Origin of the sequence: Peribacillus sp. FSL R5-0717, from assembly GCF_038002945.1 — a bacterium.
Taxonomy (GTDB): Bacteria; Bacillota; Bacilli; order Bacillales; family DSM-1321; genus Peribacillus; species Peribacillus frigoritolerans.
The window spans coordinates 1,198,699-1,223,882 of record NZ_JBBOOF010000001.1; the positions used below are offsets into that span (position 1 = coordinate 1,198,699).

Sequence of the window (25,184 nt, forward strand, 5' to 3'; positions counted from 1 at the left end):
ACTGTTTCTCCTTAGTTTTTTTGAGAGGGTAGCTAGAACCTCTTCCGCCTTAACGCGGAATATTATATTTTTCCAAGTCAATAGTAACTTGAAAATGATAAGAAATCAAGATGTTTATATAAAGTGAACATTAGACCTGATGGCAAATTTGGTTAACTTTTCATTACTTAAAAATTACATTAAAAATCCGATAAAAAAAAGTGAATAAAATATCGATAAGGGGTCCAATAATTTGAAAAGCGTTAAAGCCCGTATGCGGGAAATTGCTTTTTTCCCTCCCACATAAGGGAAGTTTCATTTTCATAAATTCGGGGAATATATAACTATACACAATAATGAACCATTAAAAAGCAAATCTATCAAAAGCGGCTGGAAGTGAATATTTTCCTTTGTTTTCAGAATATTTAGTGTATAATGAATATAAGGAATATTTTAACTCAAATAATCATTGCTTCCAATACCCGCTTTCTGCAATCCCGACATTCCCTTTCAATACCATGCACGGTCACTTACTCAGCAAGGATCCATTACATGCTTTTTCTCGAATCAAACCATTCACAACTTTATTCACACAAAAACATAATTTCCACTCCAAAATTGCAAAAAAAGGTTAAACTTCACCAACGATATGTTACTATTAAACTAAGACCTTTTAACCCCATAAGGAGGAATTCATATGAAACGTTTTTTCAAATTCATCGCAGATTTTAACGAAAGAAAAGCATTGCAACGGGAAACCAAAGAATTCTTTCGCAAAGAATACGAAAATTATATGAAGATGAATCCTGACAATCAACGTAAAAAAAGGAGATTAGCTCCTAGATTTTATGTGATTGATGGCGGTAAAAAGGACTCCACCCTTGAGATTTCTGAGAGAAAGAAATCAAGTTAACCTGGATTCCTTCCATTATCAGCTACCCATGCTGTAATTCAAGACCCACAAAAGGTAAATCTATCCATGTTTAACGGAGATCCGTGACCATTCCATTCATTTACAATATATAAGCCGAAAGCCCAGATATGCTTCTGGGCTTTTTTTATTTTTCATTCTTATATAAACACTTTATCTATAGAAGAAACTAGGTATTTTTTAAAAGAAATGGGCTAACTCTAGTTCATTTCATTTTTTAGGTAAAAGGTCAATTATAGACCTATGGGTATTCCCGAGGAAAATACTAAAAAAAAGAGATGTGTTCTTTTACTCATCTTTGTCCATATTCAAAAGAGTTCAACTAATTGAGTCGTTAGATGCAATATTTCACATTGAATGAAAAATCCATAAAAATTGTAACCTTTATGTCAAACAATGGGTATATACAATTAACAAACTGTAATAAACCTCACTTTTTAAAAAAAATATTATTCAAATATAGCCATTATGAATTAGGTTCAAATGCTCATAAAACCATTTTGATTCTGACTGAAATGGGGCTTTATTAAACTTTCCATAATTTAGTGTAAATGAAACCTCGATTCCCTCGATTTCCAGCCATATCTTTGTACTCATAAAATAATTCATCCCATTAGATACTATTACACACTAATATACATATATTTGAAAAAGCTGTTGATAACTATATTACGATAGAATAATTGGCTCTTGCCTATTAAGTTTAAAATCATGTAGTGTGTATTCAGTAATTCAAATAATTGAAAAAAAGAGAGGTTAAAAAAAAATGGCACCAATATTTATTTGTGCGATCTTTTTGCTTGGCTATGGCATTTTTGAACAAAAACGCCATCAGAAGCGTCTCGACTCCATCCCGGTACGTGTGAATGTGAATGGGATTCGAGGGAAATCGACTGTAACGCGTCTAATTACAGGTGTGATCCAGGAAGCAAAATACAAAACAGTAGGTAAAACAACCGGAACATCAGCAAGAATGATCTATTGGTTTACCGACAAGGAAAAACCGATTGTACGCCGCCCGGAAGGACCCAACATAGGAGAACAACGGCGTGTAGTTAAAGAAGTTGCCGACTTAGGCACGGAGGCACTAGTTTGTGAGTGCATGGCCGTACAGCCTGACTATCAACTAATCTTCCAAAACAAAATGATCCAGGCAAACATCGGGGTCATCGTGAATGTATTGGAAGACCATATGGATGTCATGGGACCGACTATGGATGAGGTTGCTGAAGCCTTCACTGCTACCATTCCCCATAATGGTCACTTAATAACCATTGAAAGTGAATATTTGGACTTTTTCAAACAAATCGCCAAAGAACGCAACACAAAAGTGATCGTTGCAGATAATTCAAGAATTTCCGAGGATTTCTTACGCGAATTCGACTATATGGTATTTCCGGATAACGCATCACTGGCCTTGGCCGTTGCGGAAGCTTTGGGAATTGATGAAAAAACGGCTTTCCGCGGCATGCTGAATGCACATCCAGATCCAGGGGCCATGCGGATCACCAAATTCGGAGATCGCATCCAGCCAACTTTCTTTGTCAATGGCTTTGCTGCAAACGACGCGGCATCGACGCTGAATATATGGGAACGCGTCAATACGTTCGGATACAGCACAGAACCTCCTATCGTCATCATGAACTGCCGTGCAGACCGTGTGGACCGTACCGAGCAGTTTGCTAGAGATGTATTGCCGTACATAAAATCCGAAATCGTCATTGCCATTGGAGAAACTACATCACCAATCACGAAGGTATTCGAGCAAGGTAAATTGGATACTAAAGAATATTGGGATTTAGAAAACTGGTCAACTGAAGAAATCGTGGCCCGTCTCCGCCCATTGATGAAAAATCGCATCGTCTACGGTGTCGGGAATATTCACGGTGCAGCGGAACCATTAATTGAAGCATTCATGAAATCTAAAACAAAGCAAAAAGCAAGTTAAGTAGGAGGAACCTTAATGTTTGGATCGGATTTATATGTAGCCCTAGTACTGGGAGTAACGCTTAGCCTTATATTTTCAGAAAAGACGGGTGTCGTACCCGCGGGACTTATCGTGCCAGGTTATTTGGCATTAGTATTTGATCAATGGGAAATCATGCTGACCATTTTGATCATTAGTGTCGTAACTTATTTAATCGTTACCCACGGCCTTTCAAGATGGGTGATTTTATATGGAAGAAGAAAATTCGCCGCCATGATGGTGACCGGGATTTGCTTGAAACTCCTATTGGACTTAGTCTACCCCGTCATGCCCTTTGAAATATTCGAGTTTCGGGGAATCGGTATAATCGTACCTGGATTGATAGCGAATACCATACAAAGACAAGGAATGCCATTGACACTTGGCAGCACGCTTTTATTATCCGGCATAACATTCGGTTTAATGAACGTGTACTACCTATTCTGAGGTGCAAAAAATGAAACGGACTTTAAATGCAAAAGAAAAAACACTTATCTTTATTAAACGCACGAAGAAAAAGAATCTTAAATACACTGGAATCATACTACCTATATTACTAATCGCTTTAGTCATTACCACTTGGATGGGACGGGCTGAGGAAGTGAAAACAGTCGCAACAAAATCCGATCAACCATTGACGATGACAATGGTCGGTGATGTGATGATGGGACGTTATGTTGAAGAAGTGACGGAAAAGCACGGGTATGAATACCTCTTCCGGTATATGAAACCCTATTTTTCCAATTCGGATTATGTCAGTGGGAATTATGAACATACCGCTTTAAAAGAAGAAGTATCTAACTACAAGGGAGCCGATACGCCCATCCGGTTAAACTCCAATACTAGCGGTGTGGAAGCCGTTAAAGATGCTGGCTTCTCTGTGGTGTCATTGGCAAATAACCATATGATGGACTATGAAGAACAAGGACTCCTTGACACGATTGATGAATTCAAAAGTGCGGATATGCACTATGTCGGTGTTGGATCGAACACTGCGGAAGCAAAAAACAGCATCGACTATGCGGATGTTAATGGCGTTCGTGTCGCAACACTTGGCTTCACAGATGTTTACGGTAAGGATGCCGTATCAAAAAGTGATAAAGCCGGACTATTGAACTCAAATCCTGATTTATTATTTGAAATGATCGGCAAAGCAAGTGATGCCAAGCAAGGCAACGCAGACTTGGTTGTGGTGAATATGCACTGGGGACAAGAGTATTCAACATCAACAACCGATCGACAAAAAGACTTGGCTAAAGCTATCATCGATGCGGGCGCTGACATCATCATCGGCCATCACCCCCACGTGCTTCAATCGTTCGATGTTTATAAAGATGGAATCATTTTCTATAGTCTAGGAAATTTCATATTCGATCAAGGCTGGACACGCACAAAGGATTCAGCCATGGTTCAATACCATTTAGCGAATGACGGAAAAGCTACAATCGATGTGGTACCGCTGCAAATTGAAGAAGCAACACCAAGGCCAGCTACCTCTTCCATTGACAAATCACGTGTTTACCGACAGTTGACGAAGGAAACGAGTGAAAAAGTCCAGTGGTCTAAAAAAGAGGATCGCATCGAGATTACCTTGGATCACAAGAAGGTAATCGATCATAAGGCACAGCGTGAACAAGAGGAAAAGGCAGCAATGGAAAAGAAAGCTGCACTGGAGAAAAAAGCAGCACAAGAGAAAAAGGCCGTACAAGCTAAACAACCGGGAATACAACCCATTCAGTAAGGAACGCTTTATCACGACTATTTGAAGAATGAAGACACACAACTTAGAATCTCAACGAAAAGGGGGAACAACCAATGATTAACCGTATGACGGGAAAAGTGCTCATATCCCTAAGCTTGCTCATATATATTGCTGGATGTTCGAAGACACCCCCTATTTCTGACACGAATGATCCGATAAAGAGTAAAACGGAACAATCATATGGGGTCAGTTCTTCAAATCCAATCGCAATAGATGTCGGAATGGATATATTGGAAAACGGCGGAACGGCGGCTGATGCCGCCATTGCGGTATCGTATGTATTAGGTGTAGTCGAACCTTATGGATCTGGCGTGGGCGGCGGCGGCGGTATGCTGATTGCCCCGGAATCCGGCGAACCCGAATTTATCGATTATCGTGAATCCTCTCCAGAAGACCCAAGTTCAAGACACGATACAGGGATTCCTGGCTTAGTGGCCGGCATGCAGGTCATCAGTGATAAGTATGGGAGCGTACCAATGGCAGACCTTCTTCAGCCGGCTATAGATTTGGCTGAAGAAGGATTTGAAGTCAACGAATCGTTATCATCACGCTTAGAAGCGGCTCAGCCAAGGATATCTTCCGATGCGACTTCACTTTTTTATCCTGATGGTGAAGCCATTGAACCAGGCAAAACCCTCGTCCAGGAAAGACTTGCTGAAACACTGAAGGAGATCCAGCACAAAGGTCCTGATGGTTTTTATAAAGGCGAAATTGCGCGGGATATTAAAAGGGAATCAGATATCGACTTGATGGATTTAAAGCGCTATGAGGTGAAAGAACGGAAACCGGTCCAAGGAACATTTGCCGGTTATGATGTTTTTACCGCACCTCCGCCCTTTTCAGGAATTACCGTTCTTGAAATGTTAAAGCTAGCCGAGGAAATGAACCTAGGTGATTCTTCAAGCAAATCAGCTTATATGAAAGTCTTGGCGGGCATTACGGATACTGCTTATCAAGATCGGACCGTCAATGTTGGAGATGGAATAAGTCACTCCAAAGCGGAAAAATTGCTCTCCCCCATTCACTTGGATAGTCTTAAAAATAAGATCAAAAGTGAAAAATGGGAAGATAAAGAATCGAATGGTTCCGAAGAACATGAAAGTACGACACACTTTGTGGTAATGGACAAAAACGGCACTGTCGTTTCCACAACGAATACGCTCAGTAACTTTTTCGGATCTGGGGATTATACAAATGGATTTTTCCTTAACGATCAACTGAAAAATTTCAGGTCCGGCTTGAACTCACAAAAGGCATATAAACGGTCAAGAACTTTCACCGCTCCGACCATTCTCAAGAAACCTGGGCGGGAATCGATCGGGATCGGCTCACCAGGCGGTGATAGGATTCCGCAAGTATTGATGCAGGTTCTTTATTCTTATACAGAAAATGAAGGCTCATTGCAGGATATCGTCGATCGTAATCGGTTCGTCTTTGATGGAAAGAAGATTTATACAGAATCCAGGCTTTCGGATGAAACTGTATCCGACCTGGAAGATTCCGGATACGAAGTCATTCAGAAGATTTCCCCCATGTATTATGGCGGGGTTCAAGGACTCGTTAAAAACGAGAAAAATGGACAAATATCCGGAGCTGGAGATAAAAGAAGAAACGGAAGCTGGAAAGCTCAGCAATAAACAGGCAATCCAGCCCCTCCTTTTCTAAATATCATATAAATTTTAGCGTTGTATAAGGGGATTTTGAATATGAATATCGTAAAAAAAATAACAAGCTGGGTAATACCTGTCCTTCTTGTAGCAGCCCTGCTTGTGACAATGAATACGTTTAAACGGACAGAAACGTTAACACCCGACGAGCAAAAGAAAATAGAACTATATACGACAGTCGAAAAATGAAAAAGCTGGGGCATCCCCGCTTTTTTTATTTTTGCAGTCAAGGGGTATGGAAGATTAGATACACTACAGATACGGAGGATTACCATGATTGAAAATAGCTATACCGATTTTTTTGAATTGCAGGAAAATGAACAAGAATACCTTGATTACCGCATCATCGTTCATCACAGGAATCCTGATATTGCAGTTCTAGCCATCCATGGCGGGAATATCGAACCAGGTACAAGTGAAGTTGCAGCCGCACTTGGAGAGAGACTTTGTGCAAGCACCTACCTATTTGAAGGCCTAAAGCCAAGGGGCAACCAGGTCCTCCATATACCATCCCACTTATTCAATGAACCGAGCGGCGTTTCAATGGCAGCGAACGCTCAGACCACCCTTTCGATCCATGGCCACTACGACGTACATAATGGGCTGGTTTACATTGGCGGAAGGAACGAACCATATAAGAACCTTATTCAGCAATGCCTCAACAAAGCTGGATTTCAAACTGATCATGCACCGCAGCACCTTTCAGGCATGAATGGAAACAACATCACCAACACATCCAAAACGGGCGCAGGCGTACAATTGGAACTTTCCACAAAGCTCAGAAAAAGCTTTTTCAAAGGTGATGACTTTACCAGTAAGAACAGGGTCAATCACTGTAATCTTCTTAAACGGTTCGTTACTGGCATTGAAAAAGCCACTCTTGAATATAAACAGGTTGAATGACCTTCTTAGTCGATGAGGCTTTCGGCTTGACCGAAGCTTTCGAATTTCTCGGCAAAATAACCTGACGAAAGGTTGGAGATATGAACGCCGGTGTTTTCCGTTGAATTGAGAAAACGGCCATCACCCAGATAAATTCCTACATGGGTCACACCCACCCTTGTTCCCGTGTCCCTAAAAAATACTAAATCCCCGGCCTTCGGATTATCGATTTTGGGCACCAATGAGAAGTAATCCTCTGCGGAATCTCGTTTTACAGAAAGGCCCTGCTCCTTCATGACCCAATAAATGAAGCCGCTGCAATCCATTCCGGTCATTGGATCTTCTCCCCCGAAAACATAGGTGAATCCGCGTAAAGTGTATGCATACTTGATGACATCATATGCTTTATCATATGCAGCCTCCTGGTTTACATAAAACGGAAATAGCGGGTTGCTGTATAGTTGAAGGTACTGCCCCTGCATCAACTCATCGGTATTTAAAGCGTTGCGGCTTTTGATTGCACTCATGGAAATGCTGTAATGCTCCGATATACTATTAAGCGTTTCTCCCATTTGGACGATATGCTCTCCTTTAGGCGTGTATGTTTTGTACGCCACTTGGTATTTTGCAAAGTAATCTTCTGTGGTGGATCTCACCTGAACCGTTTCTGCACCATATCCAGAATTGACAAATTGGTTTTCGCCGACATAAATACCCGCAGTCACGACTTTTAAGCTGTCTTTTTCCAGAAAGAATATTATATCCCCAGTTTTCGGAGTGACTGTATCCATCCCTTGCTTATAAAAACCATCTACTGTCAAACGGTCGACCGGCACATTTTGCCGGGACAGCACCCAATGGATCAATCCGCTCGAATCGAACCCTTTTTCAGGCGTCTCCTCTCCAGCTGTCTTTTTAAACCCTATGAAAGATCTCGCATATTTCGCAATTTTTTTCCCTCTCTCCGACCATTGATAGATAGAAGGGGTATACGCCGTTTGAATGATCGTCAACTTTTGGCCCGCAAATAACTTATCATCCGGTAAACCATTCGTCTTCATCAATTGCTCTGCCGATATATCATATGTCTTGGCAATCGATTCCACCGTTTCTCCAGAGCTTACAGTATGCACAGGATCTGCAGCCTCGGCCTTTAAACCAGGTAAGAAAATGAAACTGACCATGAATACCAATGTCAGTATCATACAGCTTATTTTTCCATTAAACATTTTAACCTTCCTTTATACGCTGAAATATTTTTATATTTATAATGTTCAAGTAAATACCATCATATGAACCTTCTATCCTATCATCCACTTAATCAGATGAACCTTAATGTCTACGGCAATTATATTATCGGTAAAATAAATGAAACTTTCAGTCTACTTTCCCTAAAAACAAACAGTCAGATTCAATTAAACACCACAAAAGCAAACCTTTATTCCTATACCTCATCGATAAAAGTTGGAAATCGAAGAATTCCTAAAGGATTTTGTTTATCTTGGCAGTATGGATAAAGGTAGATTAGAGAAATCCCGGTCATGATAAAGTCGTTTATATACGGCTTGCCCTATTTATGATGAGGATGACGATATAGGAGTGAACACTTTGATAAAAATGGAAGATATAGTTTTGGAGGGGAAACGTATTTGAGGTTTTGCATGATAACAAACGGAAATTGATAACGAAGGCGACGGGTTTTTGATCAGGAACCCAAAATCCATTGGTATCACCCATCATCTAACAGAAGTAAATCAAGGGAAAGCTAAATGGCATTTCCCTCTCTTTACTATGAATCTATCGCATATAAATTTGTGCAAGCTTTTAATATCCGTGCCGACTTGTCCGATTCCTATATATTATTCCCCTTTGTAAAAAAAGCATGGATACTTGACCCGATCCTCTAAATTGTACTTTTGTACTTCCATTGAATATGTCCACCATAAAGAGATGTCCCAGCGATTCACCTCTTTAGAATGATGTAATGGCAATCTAACAAAAAAGGAAACCACTGTAATGGCCTCCCTTTTTGCAACACTTGTTATTCCCTACTTCTCTATCTGGAATTCCTCTAACGTCAGCTCCAAATCATTTATTAACTGTGTAAGCTGCTGTGTATATTGAGCAAGTTCATTGGAAGAAGCAGCTTGTTCCTCCATCGATGATGCAATTTCTTCCGATGAAGCTGTCGTTTGCTGTAATACGGCGGTGATTTCTTCTATCACTTTAATAACCGTTTCTTTTTGTTGATTGATGCTTTCAATGGATCGTGTTTCTTCCTGAATCGAATTGGATATTTTCCCTACGGAATCTTCCAGCTCTTTCATGGCTTCACTTACCGTGTTCACGGCAATTTTCTGATCCTTGCTGATTTGGTTCGTTTCATTGGTCGTTTTCAGCGATTCCTCTGTATCTGACAGAATGCTTTGGATGATTGCTTGAATGTTTTTTGTAGCTTCTTTTGAATCATCAGCCAAGCTCCTTACTTCATTCGTCACGACAGCAAAACCTTTGCCGGACTCACCTGCCCTTGCAGCTTCTAAAGATGCATTCAAAGATAATAAATTGGTTTGTTCCTATTTTCGATATGGCATTCGTGACCCGAAAAACAATGCCCATTGTAAAATGTGAAACGTTGCCTCCAGACACTCGCTTCCAAGGGCCGTGACCCCACTAGTGCATGCTGTCAAGGCTTGGCAGGCAGTCGGCGGTAAGGGAGCGATTTCCGAAAAGGGGTATGTGTAATGATTTCCACTCCAGGCACTCGCTTTCCGCGGGCGGTCCGGGAGCCTCCTTGGCGCTCGCCTGCGGGGTCTCCCTTGGCCACGCTTTTCCCGCAGGAGTCTCGTACCTTACTTTCCAATCAACTGGAACTTCTTTTTTAAGAAACATTGTAGGGAAACTGGCTCTTCTTCTCCAATTCGTCTACAGTCCGGCGGTTCCATCAATTTTTCGGCAAAAGGAAGTTTCGAATTGCTCTCGCCCGAATCAAGATTTTAAAAGTAAACTAGTTTATTCTTCATGTTTTTTTCCTATATCCTTAATCGATTGAAGAAATTTGCGACACTCCTGCCGAATAACTTGCTAGACGAGACACCGCAGACGCTTGCGTCGAGGAGGCTTGTCAGACTGTCGGCGGAAAGGGAGCGGATTTCTGATATCAACTGAAACATTTTTTAAGAACTGTAGGCTAGTCTCATCCCCAATATTCTTTAAATTAGTTTATCCTTTATGTTTTTTTCCTATATCCTTAATCGATTGAAGAAATTTGCGACACTCCTGCCGAATAACTGGCTAGACGAGACACCGCAGACGCTTGCGTCGAGGAGGCTTGGCAGGCAGTCGGCGGAAAGGGAGCGGATTTCTGATATCAACTGGAACATTTATTAAGAAAAAACTGTAGGCTAGTCTCATCCCCAATATTCTTAAAACTAGATTATTCTTCATGTTTTTTTACCTATATCCTTAATGATTGAAGAAATCTGCGACACTCCTGCCGAATAACTGGCTAGACGAGACACCGCAGACGCTTGCGTCGAGGAGGCTTGGCAGGCAGTCGGCGGAAAGGGAGCGGATTTCTGATATCAACTGGAACTTTTATTAAGAAAAAACTGTAGGCTAGTCTCATCCCCAATATTCTTAAAACTAGATTATTCTTCATGTTTTTTTACCTATATCCTTAATGATTGAAGAAATCTGCGACACTCCTGCCGAATAACTGGCTAGACGAGACACCGCAGACGCTTGCGTCGAGGAGGCTTGGCAGGCAGTCGGCGGAAAGGGAGCGGATTTCTGAAATCAACTGGAACATTTTTTAAATAAAAAACTAGACCGACATTAGAATATCTCGGTCTAGTGAATTCGAAGCTGATTCTTTTCATGAAGGAAAGGTGATAACTCATTTTACTTTCTACCCGTCTTGGTGAATTGCTGACCAATTGCACCTATTATTAAAATGATGATCGAAATGAGACTGTAGTCCTTAAAAAAGGTCGTAAATGGAATTTCCAGAAATAAGAACGCCATCGTAATCAATCGTCCTATAAGCAGAATCATCCCGATAACTACCATCCAATTAAATAAATTCCCAAAAAAAACCATCTTTTCCTCCTTTATGACTTTCATGTATCGTCTTTCTACAAGAATAAATATCCGGCATGCGGAAAAACCCTTCAGCCTGACATGTCGTTCCTTGCCCCATTACTCGGAGGCATCTTTTGGTATAGGTTTACCGGCTTCAATCAACACTTTGCTGCCCAGCAGGAAAAAACCTTGAATGAACAGCAATATACCCGTTCCTATAAGGAGCCATTCAATTTTAATGAGGTCGGATATCGGTCCGAATACAAGCATTCCCAGGGGCATCATGGAAGTCGAGATCATTCCTAAAACACCAAATACCCTCCCAAGAAGATCACCCTCGATCTTCTCCTGTAACAAGACCATGGACGGCGTATTAAAAATGGGCATCGCCAATCCCACTACCCCCATGATGATCAAGTAAATCCAAAAAACGGGGATGATTCCAAGAGCGAAAGTACAGGCACCAATTATAAGGCTTGCAAGTGTCATCGTATGGATCTTGTTTTTAAAGCCTCCCCAGGAAGCCATGAAAATACCGCCTAGCATCATACCGATGGCAAAGGTGATTTCTATCGCAGTCAACCGCCATACATCATTCCCGAAAGAGCGTGTGACCTGAAGCGGTGTTAGGAATGCAACTGGTGCGGCAAGCACGAAGAAAAATGCGAAAAACATAAAGAACTTCTTAAGAAAGTCGTGATTCCTGATATAACTGAAGCCTTCTTGCAAATCGGTGAAATAACTGGTTGTTTGCTTTTGTAATGCCTTCGCATGTGCTGGAATTTTCAAAAAGGCCAGCAATGTGAAGATGGCAATTGCAGCTGTAATCACATCAATGAAGTAAATGGTTTCGATTGAAGCCATCGTAAGCAGAGCGCCGCTCACCATGGGGGAAATGAGCATCACTAGCGCTTGAATGCTTCCATTTGTCCCGTTCACCTTCGTAAGTATCCTCTGGAACAAGTTGCGGGAGAATGGCCCCTACTGCCGGAGTCTGGATTCCTGTTCCAATCGCGCGGACAGCGGACATGACGAAAAGCAGCCAAAGCTCATCGTAGCCGATTAAAAACAAGATGGCCAATACGAGCGTCGAAATGGCAATCAAAGAATCCGAAAGAATGATCAGTATATTCCGATTATAGCGGTCTGCCCATACCCCCGCGATTGGGGAGAGTATGAAGGTGGGCACGAAACCACAAACGATGGATATCGTCATCATGACACCCGACTGTGTATTCAACGTGATATACCACATGATGGCATACTGGACCAAGGACGAACCAAAGAGGGATATCGTCTGACTGCCTAGAAAAAGAGTGATATTCTTTTTCCAATTGTCCTTTTCTTGATCATTTAATGATTTCATCTCTTAAACACCTCATTCTATTTTCAATATTTTTTTCTTGATGCCCTAAAAAAAACACAGGCTATTTGCCTGTGTTTAGAGTAAATGGATCAGAACCTATCTAAAGAAACCTGAGAGGATGAGTATTTTAACGGTAAAAATCAATCTCCCACTGGCCTTCGGTTTGGTCAATACAATGGAGGATCTTACACTTATCCAAAATGACCCTTGGATAGGTAAAGTAATTCTCCCTATTATTCTTCCATTTTAAAGTCAACTGAAATCGTGAAAACCTTTGATCACAAGGTTGCCCCGGCTTCAGCTGGACACAAAAAAGAGTTGAAATCGTCTCTTTTTTCTTAAATGCGTAAGATGAAGGTTTCCTTAAAAATAGACAGACCATTCCCATTAACCCTGCGGACGGCAGAGCTCTTGAACGTATTCAATTAACGGTTCAAAGATTGGAAACGCAGTCTGATAAATGTCACAAGGAAAACCTCCATTTCTCAAAAGTTAAAGTCATCTCATCATGGAGCTAACTGGAATATCAATAAAAAACTTCCATCTGGCAGAAGCATCATTTCGGCTTTGGCCGAAATTCATCGTTCCGTTTCCTTATGTATCCTGCTGCATGTCACACATCCATTATCCATCCATTCGTTTGACGGCGTCCATATATTCCTTATGCCATTTTTCCCATTCATCCATTGGGAAGTCCTGATGGTGTCCATCAAGTAAATCACTAAACATATCAAGGCAAATATGCCAGCCTGCCAAATCTTTTGATGTATGATCATTAACGGGCGTAATGGATTCTTTCAATACCAATGAGCATCCATCCTTTTCAGGGGATACCTCGAAACGAACCCAGCCGTCCCCCCATTCAAAATCTAAAACGGCAGATTCCCGGAAGTCCCTGATCTTCATATCGAAAGATTTCCCTGACCCATCATTGAAATTGAATTTTATCGTCCCATCTTTTCGGAGGTCCTTCATTTCCAGGTTGGACATCCACTTTTCCACCTTATCATTCTCCGTTAAAGCACCCCATACCTTTTCAACCGGATGATTGAGCAGGCGATCGAACCTTGCGATAATCCCATTACCTTCTATTTCGATTACAGCTTGCACTTGGATTCCCCCCACTCAATTCGTTACCCGAGATTATTTTTATAATAAAAAATGGTCGGTTGGAATTCACCATTTGCAGATTTCGCATAATCAGGAATCCTGCCTGCCTGAATATATCCCAATGAGGTATACAGGAGATTTGAAGGATCTCCTTCCCTCGTATCAAGGACCAATAATGTCCGCCCTTTCTGCTTGGCCTTCTTCTCAGCCTCTAGCATGAGTGAACGTCCTATGCCTTTTCTTCTATAACCAGTATGTGTCATTAATTTTGCGATTTCCGCTCGATGGCCGCCATTTTGCTTTGAACATAAATGTAACTGTACACTCCCGACAATCTTACCCTGTAACTTAGCGACCAACAGAATCACATCACGATTCATGGCACTACCCCAGTAATCAACGGCCTCAGACTGTTTCATGGGTGGTAAAAAACCGATGGACGCACCATCATCCACCACCTGAACCAAAAGGTCGGAAAGTTCATTAAGATGGTATCCAATTGATGTTAATTGTTCGATTTTCATATCGGCATTCAAAGTAATCACAACCTTTTAGAAGATATAATATATTCACCATCCCTGGCGCTTTGATAAAGAAGTAATATGAGCCAGATGATGTCGTCCGTGCCAAGCATAAATGCCTATATTTTCACCGACAGTCACCTTTCCTGAATCAGGATGGATGAAGGTCCGGCTCAGGTCATCAGCATGAAGGTCCGATAAAAGTTTACACATTCGGATATGTATACTTTCGAGCAGTGATAGAGATACTTCAATCGGCAAATCATAATCAGGCAGCTCAGCCCATTGCCCCTCCTCGTACGGTTTAATGACAGGACTTTCTTCCGTAAGGGCCAATTTGAAGCGAATATACGCATTCATATGACTATCGGCAACATGATGCACCACCTGGCGGACCGTCCATCCTCCAGGCCGATAAGCCGTATCAAGCTGTTCATCATCCATGTTACCTACCGCTTCACGCAGCATCCGAGGCAAAGCTTCAATCTCTTTGAGCCACCCCTCGGCTATATCACAAGTAATTTCCCCGTCAAACTGAAACTTCCCGACCGGGTATCTTAAATCCATCTTCATTCCCCCTTGATGTTCAATAAAAACAGCATCTATATATATTCTTTATCGATTAAGACAAATCCTTTTTCCGGCATACTTTGCTATGCTCTACTACTCATCACTAAACACCAGGAAATTTATTCCACAACATTAGCACGAATACTATTTCCATATTTAGCAACCATAAACAAATGAATGGCATCTGCATCAATCCAAGCTTTAAACAATGGAAATGGGGATAGGATCATCTTGAAAAAAATCAGTTCGATACAAACCCTTAGCATCTTCTTTTTATCAATCGGCCTTCTTAATCACGTTATTTTGATCCCTTTCCTCCTATCCACCGGCGGAAGGGATGCTTGGTTTTTTTCTATCCTAACTATTGGATTGATCCCGATTTGGGCCTATATATTATCGAGAATAATCAAGAATATGGATAATCAGTCCCTGACGGATTGGCTTGAAAATAGATTTGGAAAACACATTAAAAATATCGCTTTATTCTTTATCGTGATTTATCTGATCAGTCTTGTTTTGGCCACTACAAAGGAAACGATTGATTGGATCACGACAAGCTTTCTTTTTGAAACCCCAAGTTTAGCGATTATCATTCCGTTTACGCTGCTATGCATTTTTCTTGCCCATTCTGGTATGCGGTCCATCGCCATTTGCTCGTCTGTATTATTGCCAATAGTCGTCATTCTTGGCATTTTCGTTGCGACCGGAAATATACCGACAAAAGACTATAGCCACCTCCTTCCCCTTTTCGAGAATGGCTATTTTCATGGCATAAAAACCCTTCAATATTCTGGTTATGGCCTTGCCGAACTGATTTTAATCGTTTTTTTTCAAGAGAAACTTTCGGATAAGCTCAAGATAAAGGTATTAGTACTCTTATGCCTTGGACTAGTGTTTTTACTTCTTGGTCCATTAACAGCAGCACTCGCTGAATTCGGGCCGAGCTTAGCCGAAGTCATGAGGTACCCCGCCTATGAACAATGGCGTTTGCTGACAATTGGTAAATATATTGAACATACAGACTTCTTTTCCATTTACCAATGGCTTGCTGGTGCCTATATCCGTGTTTCAATGGCGTTATTCTTAATAATGGAAGTCTTTAAAGGAAAAACTAATAATGTGAAGCTTGGAATTCTTTTCGCTGTAGGTTTTCTGATGGTCGTCATCTCCATCGTACCATTCAGTAATTTCAAGTTCTTGCATGTAAGCCAGACATTCTACTATCCTGGCGCTTTTTATTTCCTGTTACTGTTGTCCGCCTTTTTGTTTATCGGCACTTTCATCAGATCTAAGGAGGGGAAACGACATGCGAATGAAACGATCCAAAAATGAGCCACCCCTCTTAGAATTAAGGGAGGAAACATTTCGGGAGTTATTCAGTTCAAGCTCAGATATCAAGTTTGAAATGATTTATATCGGAGAAACCGAAAGACCCATTACTGTCCTTATTTTTTACTGCTCGGGTATGGCCGACATAAGTTTACTGAACGAAGGAATTTTGGAAAAGTTAAACAAAATGATGGAATTGGATGAGAGCATCGATGCCGAAGAATCAATCAACAAGCTAAAACCCTTGATAGACCTCAGGAAAGTAACCATCGACAGTGAATTCAATAACGTCCAGCAGCTGATTTTCTCCGGGCATGCCTTATTATTCATACCCTCAGTCCAAGAGTTATTTTCAATCGAATTGTCCAACGTGCCTAACCGGCAGCCCGAGGAGTCTTCCTTCGAGGTCTCGGTAAGAGGTCCAAGAGATGGGTTTGTCGAGGACATTTCCATCAATACGGCTTTAATCAGAAAGCGGCTAAAAACAAAATCGCTTGCCTATGAAGAGTTTATCGTTGGCAGGCGCAGTCAAACGAAAGTCGGACTGATGTACATGGATGACATCATCAATAAAGAACTCATTAAAAATGTAAGAACGGAAATTAACTCCCTTGATTTAGATATATTGGTGAGCAGCCAACAATTGGAGGAATTGATCACTAACAGTAAATATAGTATATTTCCACTCACTCATTATACGAGTCGTCCTGATTTTGTAGTCGAAGCACTCAATCAAGGAAGATTCATTCTAATCGTGGATGGCATGCCAACGGTAATCGTGGCCCCTTCTACCTTACTATTGCAAATAAAAACCGCAGAAGATTCGAATCTTCCTTATCTATTTGTAAGCCTTGAGCGACTTCTTCGCTTTATGGGGCTTGGGATTACCATTTTATTGCCGGGGTTTTGGATCTCCATTTCCGCTTTCAATATTGAACAGGTGCCGTTCCCGTTACTAGCCACCATAACCCTTTCAAGGCTGGGGCTTCCCTTATCTGCCACGATGGAATTCATTCTCATGCTCATTTTATTTGAATTATTCCGTGAATCCGGGGTCAGGTTACCTAAAGCGGTTGGGCAGACAGTTGCCGTTGTAGGAGGCCTAATTGTCGGTGATGCGGCGATAAGGGCAGGACTGACTTCACAAACCATGCTTGTCGTCACTGCCGTAACCTCTGTTGCATCTTATACACTTGTAAACCAGTCTTTAACTGGTGCCGTTACCGTTCTGCGAATGTTTGTGCTGTTACTAAGCTGCATTTATGGAATCTACGGCTTGATAATCGGTTTCCTTTCCATTGTCACTTTACTATCCAGGCTTGATTCATTCGGGGTTTCATATATTGGCGGAATGAACCCGCCAAGAATCACAAAAATCCTGGATTCATTCCTAAAGTCGCCATGGAATTCCATGAGCAAACGATCCTTGGCCGCTAATGATAAAACCAGAAAGGGGCAGTAAGGCAATGTTCCGCATCTGTAAAATTTGGTTGGCCCTGCAATTACTCCTATTTCTTTCAGGCTGTTGGGATGAAAAAACGATCCAGGACTTCCATTATATAACGGCCATCGGGATAGATTTCAAAGATGGGGAATACATAGTCTATACGCAACTTGTAGACTTCGCTGCGGTAGCTAAAACGGAGGCAAAGCCGACGCAAGCCCCTCCCGTATATGTAGGGAAACAAAAAGGACGGTCCATTTCGATCGCCATTAATAAACTAATGAGCAATACTCAACAATCTCTCTATTTAGGGCATGTATCCACATTTGTAATCAGTGAAAATGTTTTGAACCGGCAAAGCACAGAAATAGTGGATTATATATACAGAAACCAATTACTCAGATACTCATCCAATATCTTTGCCACAAAAAATTCCATGGATGAGCTTTTCTCCATTAACGGCTTTTTTAATTTATCACCTTTATACACGACATTATATTTTCCGGATGATGTATACCGGATTATATCATTCATCCAACCCATTACAGTCCAAAGGTATTACTCTGACCAGCGGGAAAAAGCATCTACCACCATATTACCCTCCATTTCCTGGAACGATAAAGTTTGGAAGGAAAAAGATAAAAAGCGAAAAAGCCTCTATATGGATGGTGCATTTATCATTTACTATAAAGTGTCCCAGCCCTGGTTCTCTGATAAAGAACTGAGCGGTTTACGCTGGCTCACTAAAAGGACCAACAAAACTCCAGTGAACATCACAATGAATAAGCAAGATATCTATGCCTCTTTTTCCCATCCGGCTCATAAAGTGAAACCTGTTCTAAAGGATGGCAAGTACAAATTCGATATTGAAATTGACGTTTCCGGCAAAATACTGGGGCTTGATACCCAAATCGATATCGACAAAATAAAACGTAAATTCGAAAGCCAAATAAAAAAGGAAATCCTATCAACGTTTAAAACAGGGCTCCAAAAGAACGCGGACCCTTTAAACCTAGGCAAAACCCTTTATATCAAAGAGATAAAATACTGGCAAAAGAATCATTTAAAAGAGCCTAAGGATTATTTAGATAAGGATTCAATACATGATATAAACGTAAAGGTACATATCCTTAACACAGGTGGCTTAGAAGCTAAACCACTGGAATAATGAAGATTTGAGGATTCGGTTTGGAATTTATAGTACCCAATATTATTGGATAATGTTGAATTCACGAGTAAATCGGCTTAATTCACGAGTATTTGTTCCATTTTCACGAGTAAATCACCCAATTTCACGAGTATTTGCTCCAAACTCACGAGTAAATCGACTAAATACTCACGAGTAAACGCTGATATCTCATAAGTTTGCTGCTCACCTTGGGTTTATAGCCGAAAAAATCAGGATGGTGCCTTTTTGAGCTCCATCCTGATTTAGGGGGCTGGAAAATGCGGACCGGAATTTGGCGGATAGCATGGTTAAATGGTAAATTTAGAGTATTCTAACATTTAGGGGGCCATTTATGAGCATACAGAAGGCTACATTACATGAGCTGGAATCACTTACGGAACTTTTTGATTTATACAGGGTGTTTTATGAGCAAACCTCTGATCCTGGTTGTGCAAGGGAGTTTTTAAGGGAAAGGCTGACAAAAGGGGAGTCTGTGGTTTTTATGGCGTTTGATGAAGGAAATCCAATTGGTTTTGTACAATTGTATCCTTCTTTTTCGTCTGTGAGTATGATGCGGTCATGGATATTGAATGATTTATTCGTGAAGGAGTCCGCCCGTAAAAAGGGATTTGGCGAGGAGTTATTGAACGCGGCCATCGGTTTTGCGCGTGAAACAGGTGCTAAAGGGGTTTCACTGGAGACTGGCCAGGATAATGTGAAAGCACAGAGACTTTATGAAAAGATTGGTTTCGCCCGTGAATCGAACCATTTTTATTATTTCACCATTTAATTAAAAAAAGTGTAGGGAAAACCTTCCTACACTTGGATGCTATTTATCTAGTATATTAATTATTTAGCAGTTTCCATGCTGGCTTGAATTTCTTTAATTAGAAGTTCGGCACCTTCTGGGCTAAGTATTAATTTACCGTCAGCAAGTTTCATATTGTCATCGGAAACTTCACCTGTTACCTGACAAGTCATGTTTGGTTTATATTTTTGAAGGATGATGCGCTCTTGTTCTACATAAATCTCCAGAGCGTCTTTCTCATTAATTCCTAATGTTCGGCGCAGTTCAATTGGAATGACTACCCGCCCTAATTCGTCAACTTTACGTACAATACCTGTAGATTTCATTTAATTTACCCCACTAACTTTTTTGCGAATGTTGCATTTATATATTTCGTCACCATTCGACATTATTTGCACTTCTATTAAGATACCACTACCTACCATATTCGTCAATTCTCGTATCTTCTTATACTATCTGCCTCTATATGATTTTTATATAAAATATTAGCAATTCCTTCATAACACGCGTCACGACAACGTTTACCACTTCTCCATTTGGTATATATTTCTAATTTAAATTCGCAAGTGGAAACGCCTTCATTTAATTCCAAAAAGCTTTCTTTTCATTTCATGTCGAATCACGAAGAATGAATTTCTCTAGCTTAAAAGAATCCTGTTGATTTTCTTTTGCTTTTGAAGGAAAATTTAAATTGATCGCTTATAATATTCCGAAAATTCATTCCGCTTTTGAAACAGTGGATATATCTGAATTTTTTTCAGAAAGCCGAAACGATTGCCATCCTTCCAGAGTCTTACTGACTCATAAAACAGATTGAGGTGAGTCAATTGCGTCCGATTATATTAGGTATTTGTTCTGCTTTCTTTTTTGCATTTACGTTTGTTTTGAATCAGGCCATGGAGCTGTCTGGCGGAAGTTGGATTTGGAGTGCTTCGCTGCGTTATTTCTTTATGGTGCCCTTTCTGTTGTGTATCGTATGGAGCAGAAAAAACCTGCGTCCCCTTTTACAAGTGATGAGAGAAAAGCCGGGTCCTTGGCTGCTTTGGAGTTTTGTCGGATTTGGGTTATTTTATGCTCCTTTATGCTTCGCGTCCGCCTATTCACCTGGCTGGCTGATCGCCGGCACCTGGCAAATCACGATCATTTCGGGTGCGCTGCTTGCGCCGCTGTTTTTTGAAAATGTCCAAACGAAAGATGGGATCGAAAGGCAAAGAGGAAAGGTTTCTGTGAAAGGCCTCCTCATGTCCATGATCATTCTGCTTGGGATCATCCTGATGCAACTGGAACATACCAAACACATTTCAATGGCCGATCTTTGGCTGGGAGTGATCCCGATAGTCATCGCCTCGTTTGCCTACCCTTTGGGAAATCGCAAAATGATGGAAGTATCCGAAGGGCGTCTGGATGCTTATCAGCGGGTTTTGGGAATGACTTTGGCGAGTCTTCCATTCTGGTTTTTGCTTTCCTTGTACGGTTTCTTTACAGTAGGTGCGCCGACGAAGATGCAGAGTTTCCAATCCCTTTTGGTGGCACTATTTTCTGGAGTCATCGCCACGGTCCTTTTTTTCATGGCGACCGATTTGGTACGCGGTAATATGCAGAAATTAGCTTCAGTTGAAGCAACACAATCGATGGAGGTCCTTTTTGCCCTGGCTGGCGAATTACTATTCCTATCTTTACCGATTCCTTCTCCGTTATCGTGGTTCGGCATCTTTATCGTCATCATGGGAATGATCCTGCATAGCTATGTATCACATAAAAAAGAAGGTCCATCCCCTAAACGGACAGTGAATGCCTAAATAGCAAGCCAAAAAAGCCCCGGATAAGATTTCGGGGCTTTTTTGAGCTGAAAACTGAAGCAGACTACGTCCTTTTATTCCATTGACAGGTCATGATGAATTGATGATTTTTCAGAGTGGCAAAAAGCTCACCATTCATTTTTTTCATTAAACTTTGCGCAATGGATAACCCTAGTCCCGTTCCTTATTTATTTCGTGCAGTATCACCTGTATAAAACCTTTCAAAGATATGAGCATCTATTCTTGCCATTACTTCTTCAATATCAAATGGCTTCGTAATGAAATCATCTGCCCCAGCGCGCAATCCATTTATTTTCGTTTGCTGTTCTCCTTTTGCGGATATAATCAAAACAGGGACATGATGATGCTCCCTAATTTTACGAAGAACTTCCTCCCCGTCCATTCCTGGCAGCATTAAATCCAACAACACCATATCCCATTTCTTTTTCTCCACGTACAATATTGCTTCCGTCCCTGAAAATGCCGCCTGAGGGACATATCCACTTTTTTTCATCATATTGCAAAGCAATCCGCTAATGCTCGCCCCCAGGTGTCTCGTACCTTACGTTGCGTTATTTAAATAAAAGGCTGTTTTCACATACTTTGTTGCTATCTTTTCGTAAAGATGGTTGTTTTTAAAACGAAACTATTTATGGTTGATTGGAGCGGAGGTGCGACTCCTTCGGGGGCAGCGGGACAGGTGAGACCCCACAGGCGTTTACGCCGAGGAGGCTCACCGCCCGCCCCGCGGAAAGCGAGCATCTGGAGGGGAAATCAACCACAACTCACCCAAATAAAAAAACTATAGGAAAACTGGCTTTTTTCAAATTTAGTCCGGAAAGTTCGAAATGGCCTCGCTGTATTCAGATGAAAGCTGCAAACGTTACGGGACATATGCGGATATTAGGGAAAAATCGGCCTGGAATTTGGCAAAACTTTTACCTTGAGTAAATTCAAAAAGTATGTATAATGAAAGGTAATTGTATATGTCAAAGGTTTTCTAGGGTTCCGCAGTGCGTCTCATTGCTGGTCTGGTCCGAGAGAAAACTCACAGCATGCTGTGTCACGGAAGGATAAAAGCCTGGGAGAAACTGTTTTAACAGTTATCTCTTGGGCTTTTTTTGTTTTTTGGTAAAGAATAAAATCGGAGGTGCGTTATTACATGAGCACAAACTGGATTAAAGTATTCATTGCAGCTTTTTTTGAAGTATTTTGGGTGATTGGCTTAAAACATGCAGATGACTTTTGGACTTGGACTGGAACGGTCATTTCGATCATCATCAGTTTTTACTTGATGATAATGGCTGGCAGGAAGCTTCCTGTCGGAACCGTATATGCCGTTTTTGTCGGTATGGGGACTGCCGGGACCGTTTTTTCCGAAATCCTTTTCTTTGGAGAATCCTTCAAGCTGAGCAAAACACTATTGATCCTCCTCTTATTATCAGGGGTGATCGGCTTGAAGCTAGTGACGGATGATAAGGCTGAGAAAGGGGATGAATCATAATGGCTTGGGTCTCTTTAATCTTAGCGGGGCTTTTTGAGATGTTTGGGGTTGCGATGATCAATAAATTGCACAAAGACCGAAATTGGCAATCCTTACTGCTGTTATTCATCGGATTTGGAGCAAGTTTCCTGTTTCTTGCTTATGCCATGAAAACCTTACCGATGGGAACGGCTTACGCTATCTGGACAGGAATCGGCGCATCAGGCGGAGCGATAATCGGGATGCTCTTATACGGGGAATCCAAAGATTGGCGCAGGGTCGTTTTTATAGCCATGGTCCTTGGCGCAGCAGTGGGATTAAAACTTGTTTCATAGGAATGACATAAAAGCATAGAAAAAATCAAAGACGGCACAATGTGTCGTCTTTACTTATTTTTATCTAACTTGAATAATTCATCTTATAAAAATTGACTCTCATCCATCACAGCGGAATCTTTCCCCTTAACCTGTTTTAGCGTCGCTACTATAAGAAAGCTGACAATCACCAGTAAGAGCCATGAGCTTACCTTTCCTAGATGTACGAGACTCCATGCATCGGTTTGGTTAGGATATTCCCAAGCTCCAAAGAACGTTGCGATATTTTCGGCTATCCATATGAAAAATCCGATGAGCACAAAGGAAAATGCGATTGGCATACGATAACGGGTTCCACCAACTTCGTATGTGACCCCTGCTCGCCAAAAGACGATGATGACAAGTCCAGATAGCCACCAACGAACATCCATCCAATAATGGTGTGTGAAAAAATTCAAATAAATCGCAAGCGCAAGGGATACAACGACAAAAAACGGCGGCCACTTGATCAGTTCAACCTTTAGCCTCCTCCACGCCTGGCAAAGATAACTCGCTACACTAGCGTACATGAATCCGCTATACAGAGGCACTCCAAAAATCTTGAAATATCCTTCCTCTGGATAAGTCCAGGAGCCCATATGTACCTTGAAAAGTTCAAGGGCAAGACCAATAAGGTGGAACAAGGTGATTACCTTTAGTTCATCCCGTGTTTCAAGCCCGGAACGCAGCATCCACCACTGCATGATAAGGCAGATGATGAGCAGCCAGTCATACCGCGGCAGAAAGGGAAGCAGGATGAATTTTGTAATAGCCAAAGAGGCAAAAATAACGGCAGGAAACAAGCATGATAGGGCCTGCTCCCAACCAAAACGAACGAGTTGTTTTAGTGCCCTCATGATTGGTGCCTCCATTTTTTTATCTACATTCATGAGTAACTCCCCTTTATAAATCTTAATCTTGGGTGCCTTCATCATTTCGGTATTCTAAAATATCCCCGGGTTGACATTCTAAAGCCTTACAAATCGCATCTAAGGTTGTTAATCGAATCGCTTTTGCCTTGCCGTTTTTCAATATGGAAAGATTAGCCATCGTTATTCCAACCCTCTCGGAAAGTTCTGTAACACTCATTTTCCTTTTAGCCAACATCACATCAATATTGATTATAATTGCCAAGTTAATCACCTCAGACTATTAAGTCATTTTCTGATTTTATATCGATGGCTTCTTGTAAAAGCCTTTGAAGAACAGCAGCAAAGACTGCAATCACCATTGAAGCAAAAATGACAACCATTCCGATTACTATGATACCTGGGGCGTCGTCCATTTCCGCGATGAGATAAAAGAGCGGCATGCCTGCCACATACAAGCTGCTTATTGTGATTGCACAATTTTTTATAATCTTTAAAGCTCTTACAGATAATTCCGAGAAGGCTTTGTTCTTGTCAATATAGCTTAAAAGTTTAAAGGCTTGATATAGGGCAAAGTAAAAAGGTATCGCCGATGCATACAAATCGATTAAAACGAGATATTTCAAATAAGCCATATCCGGATATAATTCTGCTGCAAAATTCGCTATCCCAGGCACCAAGAAGATGCACAAAGCAAGAACTGGAATTCCAATAAGAATAACAGCCATCTTTAAAAAGAGTGTTGTTCCTAGTTTCATAAAAAGCACCTCACTTATTTATTGTCCATTTAATCTAACATATGTTTTATCGTTTTACAATAAAACATTGTTGTTTTTTATTACATTATTATTGTTAATGAAATTTCCTATTTTTTTTAAAAATGGCTGTTTTCACATACTTTATTGCTATTTACCAGGTAGTGAGTTGTGGTTGATTTCCCCTCCAGATGCTCGCTTTCCGCGGGGCGGGCGGTGAGCCTCCTCGGCGTAAACGCCTGTGGGGTCTCACCTGTCCCGCTGCTCCCGCAGGAGTCTCGCACTTCCGCTCTAAACCTTAAATAGTTTCGTTTTAAAAACAACCATCTTTACGAAAAG

The 25,184-nt window shown here is 41.2% G+C and carries 26 protein-coding genes, 1 pseudogene and 2 riboswitches; of the genes and pseudogenes, 14 read left to right on the plus strand and 13 right to left on the minus strand.

The window, feature by feature from the left end; translation table 11 throughout:
- Positions 1–5 precede the first annotated feature (5 nt).
- Positions 6–48: riboswitch (PreQ1 riboswitch) on the minus strand.
- A 628-nt stretch (positions 49–676) separates the two neighbouring features.
- On the plus strand, positions 677–892 hold the full coding sequence (locus NYE65_RS05830) for a hypothetical protein (RefSeq protein ID WP_053536010.1): 216 nt from the start codon (positions 677–679) through the stop codon (positions 890–892).
- A gap of 471 nt (positions 893–1,363) precedes the next feature.
- Here NYE65_RS05830 and NYE65_RS05835 read toward each other — a convergent pair whose 3' ends face one another.
- Positions 1,364–1,507, minus strand: a complete 144-nt coding sequence (locus NYE65_RS05835; RefSeq protein ID WP_156500258.1) for a hypothetical protein — start codon at positions 1,505–1,507, stop codon at positions 1,364–1,366.
- Positions 1,508–1,676: 169 nt separating this feature from the next.
- Between NYE65_RS05835 and pgsB the strand changes: the two genes are divergently transcribed.
- The 6 genes from pgsB to NYE65_RS05865 all read left to right on the plus strand — a co-directional run bounded on the left by pgsB (position 1,677) and on the right by NYE65_RS05865 (position 7,208).
- A complete protein-coding gene (gene pgsB, locus NYE65_RS05840; RefSeq protein ID WP_034309408.1) occupies positions 1,677–2,858 on the plus strand; it encodes a poly-gamma-glutamate synthase PgsB in 1,182 nt (393 codons plus the stop codon).
- Positions 2,859–2,873: 15 nt separating this feature from the next.
- A complete protein-coding gene (pgsC, locus tag NYE65_RS05845; protein WP_034309410.1) occupies positions 2,874–3,323 on the plus strand; it encodes a poly-gamma-glutamate biosynthesis protein PgsC in 450 nt (149 codons plus the stop codon).
- Between the two features lie 10 nt (positions 3,324–3,333).
- Positions 3,334–4,617 carry a CapA family protein gene (locus NYE65_RS05850; RefSeq protein ID WP_340860020.1) on the plus strand — a complete coding sequence of 428 codons (1,284 nt, stop codon included), beginning with the start codon at positions 3,334–3,336 and terminating at the stop codon, positions 4,615–4,617.
- Positions 4,618–4,691: 74 nt separating this feature from the next.
- Positions 4,692–6,275 carry a gamma-glutamyltransferase family protein gene (locus tag NYE65_RS05855; protein WP_328176373.1) on the plus strand — a complete coding sequence of 528 codons (1,584 nt, stop codon included), beginning with the start codon at positions 4,692–4,694 and terminating at the stop codon, positions 6,273–6,275.
- Between the two features lie 69 nt (positions 6,276–6,344).
- On the plus strand, positions 6,345–6,494 hold the full coding sequence (locus NYE65_RS05860; RefSeq protein WP_156319646.1) for a CapE family protein: 150 nt from the start codon (positions 6,345–6,347) through the stop codon (positions 6,492–6,494).
- Positions 6,495–6,578: 84 nt separating this feature from the next.
- Positions 6,579–7,208 (plus strand): poly-gamma-glutamate hydrolase family protein, encoded by a 630-nt coding sequence (locus NYE65_RS05865; protein ID WP_340860021.1) that lies wholly within the window; start codon positions 6,579–6,581, stop codon positions 7,206–7,208.
- 5 nt (positions 7,209–7,213) lie between these two features.
- Here the strand turns inward: NYE65_RS05865 and NYE65_RS05870 are convergent, their stop codons facing one another.
- The 7 genes and pseudogenes from NYE65_RS05870 to NYE65_RS05900 form a co-directional block, all read right to left on the minus strand.
- Entirely contained in the window at positions 7,214–8,416 is a 1,203-nt protein-coding gene (locus tag NYE65_RS05870; RefSeq protein ID WP_336058583.1) for a C40 family peptidase, read from the minus strand.
- An 819-nt stretch (positions 8,417–9,235) separates the two neighbouring features.
- Complete coding sequence (locus NYE65_RS05875) at positions 9,236–9,742, minus strand: methyl-accepting chemotaxis protein (protein WP_445670398.1); 507 nt, start codon at positions 9,740–9,742, stop codon at positions 9,236–9,238.
- Positions 9,743–11,090: 1,348 nt separating this feature from the next.
- Positions 11,091–11,288, minus strand: coding sequence for a hypothetical protein (locus tag NYE65_RS05880; protein ID WP_340860022.1), 198 nt, complete (start codon positions 11,286–11,288; stop codon positions 11,091–11,093).
- Positions 11,289–11,387: 99 nt separating this feature from the next.
- Positions 11,388–12,636, minus strand: a pseudogene (locus NYE65_RS05885) (MFS transporter).
- Positions 12,637–13,260: 624 nt separating this feature from the next.
- Positions 13,261–13,746 (minus strand): SRPBCC family protein, encoded by a 486-nt coding sequence (locus NYE65_RS05890; RefSeq protein ID WP_340860023.1) that lies wholly within the window; start codon positions 13,744–13,746, stop codon positions 13,261–13,263.
- A 23-nt stretch (positions 13,747–13,769) separates the two neighbouring features.
- The gene (locus NYE65_RS05895; RefSeq protein ID WP_340860024.1) at positions 13,770–14,282 is read right to left on the minus strand and encodes a GNAT family N-acetyltransferase; all 513 of its coding nucleotides are present in this window, start codon (positions 14,280–14,282) and stop codon (positions 13,770–13,772) included.
- Between the two features lie 33 nt (positions 14,283–14,315).
- The gene (locus NYE65_RS05900; protein WP_412762696.1) at positions 14,316–14,834 is read right to left on the minus strand and encodes a YfiT family bacillithiol transferase; all 519 of its coding nucleotides are present in this window, start codon (positions 14,832–14,834) and stop codon (positions 14,316–14,318) included.
- 234 nt (positions 14,835–15,068) lie between these two features.
- Here NYE65_RS05900 and NYE65_RS05905 point away from each other — a divergent pair, with 234 nt between their 5' ends.
- The 4 genes from NYE65_RS05905 to NYE65_RS05920 all read left to right on the plus strand — a co-directional run bounded on the left by NYE65_RS05905 (position 15,069) and on the right by NYE65_RS05920 (position 19,568).
- On the plus strand, positions 15,069–16,169 hold the full coding sequence (locus tag NYE65_RS05905; RefSeq protein ID WP_340860025.1) for an endospore germination permease: 1,101 nt from the start codon (positions 15,069–15,071) through the stop codon (positions 16,167–16,169).
- Positions 16,144–17,628 (plus strand): spore germination protein, encoded by a 1,485-nt coding sequence (locus NYE65_RS05910; RefSeq protein ID WP_340860026.1) that lies wholly within the window; start codon positions 16,144–16,146, stop codon positions 17,626–17,628. The genes NYE65_RS05905 and NYE65_RS05910 overlap by 26 nt, the downstream gene beginning before the upstream one ends.
- Before the next feature lie 4 nt (positions 17,629–17,632).
- Complete coding sequence (locus NYE65_RS05915; protein WP_340860027.1) at positions 17,633–18,778, plus strand: Ger(x)C family spore germination protein; 1,146 nt, start codon at positions 17,633–17,635, stop codon at positions 18,776–18,778.
- Positions 18,779–19,130: 352 nt separating this feature from the next.
- Positions 19,131–19,568 (plus strand): GNAT family N-acetyltransferase, encoded by a 438-nt coding sequence (locus NYE65_RS05920; protein WP_057276806.1) that lies wholly within the window; start codon positions 19,131–19,133, stop codon positions 19,566–19,568.
- A gap of 59 nt (positions 19,569–19,627) precedes the next feature.
- Here the strand turns inward: NYE65_RS05920 and NYE65_RS05925 are convergent, their stop codons facing one another.
- Positions 19,628–19,912 carry an AbrB/MazE/SpoVT family DNA-binding domain-containing protein gene (locus tag NYE65_RS05925; protein WP_053536026.1) on the minus strand — a complete coding sequence of 95 codons (285 nt, stop codon included), beginning with the start codon at positions 19,910–19,912 and terminating at the stop codon, positions 19,628–19,630.
- Between the two features lie 501 nt (positions 19,913–20,413).
- On the opposite strand from NYE65_RS05925, the gene NYE65_RS05930 reads away from it, so the two are divergent.
- A complete protein-coding gene (locus tag NYE65_RS05930; RefSeq protein ID WP_241635009.1) occupies positions 20,414–21,385 on the plus strand; it encodes a DMT family transporter in 972 nt (323 codons plus the stop codon).
- A 184-nt stretch (positions 21,386–21,569) separates the two neighbouring features.
- On the opposite strand, the gene NYE65_RS05935 is transcribed toward NYE65_RS05930, so the two are convergent.
- Positions 21,570–21,902 carry a response regulator transcription factor gene (locus NYE65_RS05935; RefSeq protein WP_445670399.1) on the minus strand — a complete coding sequence of 111 codons (333 nt, stop codon included), beginning with the start codon at positions 21,900–21,902 and terminating at the stop codon, positions 21,570–21,572.
- Positions 21,903–22,374: 472 nt separating this feature from the next.
- Positions 22,375–22,475: riboswitch (guanidine-I (ykkC/yxkD leader) on the plus strand.
- 72 nt (positions 22,476–22,547) lie between these two features.
- Between NYE65_RS05935 and NYE65_RS05940 the strand changes: the two genes are divergently transcribed.
- On the plus strand, positions 22,548–22,889 hold the full coding sequence (locus NYE65_RS05940; protein ID WP_063594494.1) for a DMT family transporter: 342 nt from the start codon (positions 22,548–22,550) through the stop codon (positions 22,887–22,889).
- Positions 22,889–23,203, plus strand: a complete 315-nt coding sequence (locus tag NYE65_RS05945; protein WP_034309447.1) for a DMT family transporter — start codon at positions 22,889–22,891, stop codon at positions 23,201–23,203. Before NYE65_RS05940 ends, NYE65_RS05945 begins: the two co-directional genes overlap by 1 nt.
- An 83-nt stretch (positions 23,204–23,286) precedes the next feature.
- Here NYE65_RS05945 and NYE65_RS05950 read toward each other — a convergent pair whose 3' ends face one another.
- The 3 genes from NYE65_RS05950 to NYE65_RS05960 are packed head-to-tail and all read right to left on the minus strand — an operon-like array spanning position 23,287 to position 24,848.
- Complete coding sequence (locus NYE65_RS05950) at positions 23,287–24,078, minus strand: DUF817 domain-containing protein (RefSeq protein ID WP_340862092.1); 792 nt, start codon at positions 24,076–24,078, stop codon at positions 23,287–23,289.
- A gap of 55 nt (positions 24,079–24,133) precedes the next feature.
- The gene (locus NYE65_RS05955) at positions 24,134–24,355 is read right to left on the minus strand and encodes a helix-turn-helix domain-containing protein (RefSeq protein WP_034309451.1); all 222 of its coding nucleotides are present in this window, start codon (positions 24,353–24,355) and stop codon (positions 24,134–24,136) included.
- 10 nt (positions 24,356–24,365) lie between these two features.
- A complete protein-coding gene (locus NYE65_RS05960; protein ID WP_328176386.1) occupies positions 24,366–24,848 on the minus strand; it encodes a DUF2975 domain-containing protein in 483 nt (160 codons plus the stop codon).
- Between the last annotated feature and the right edge of the window lie 336 nt (positions 24,849–25,184).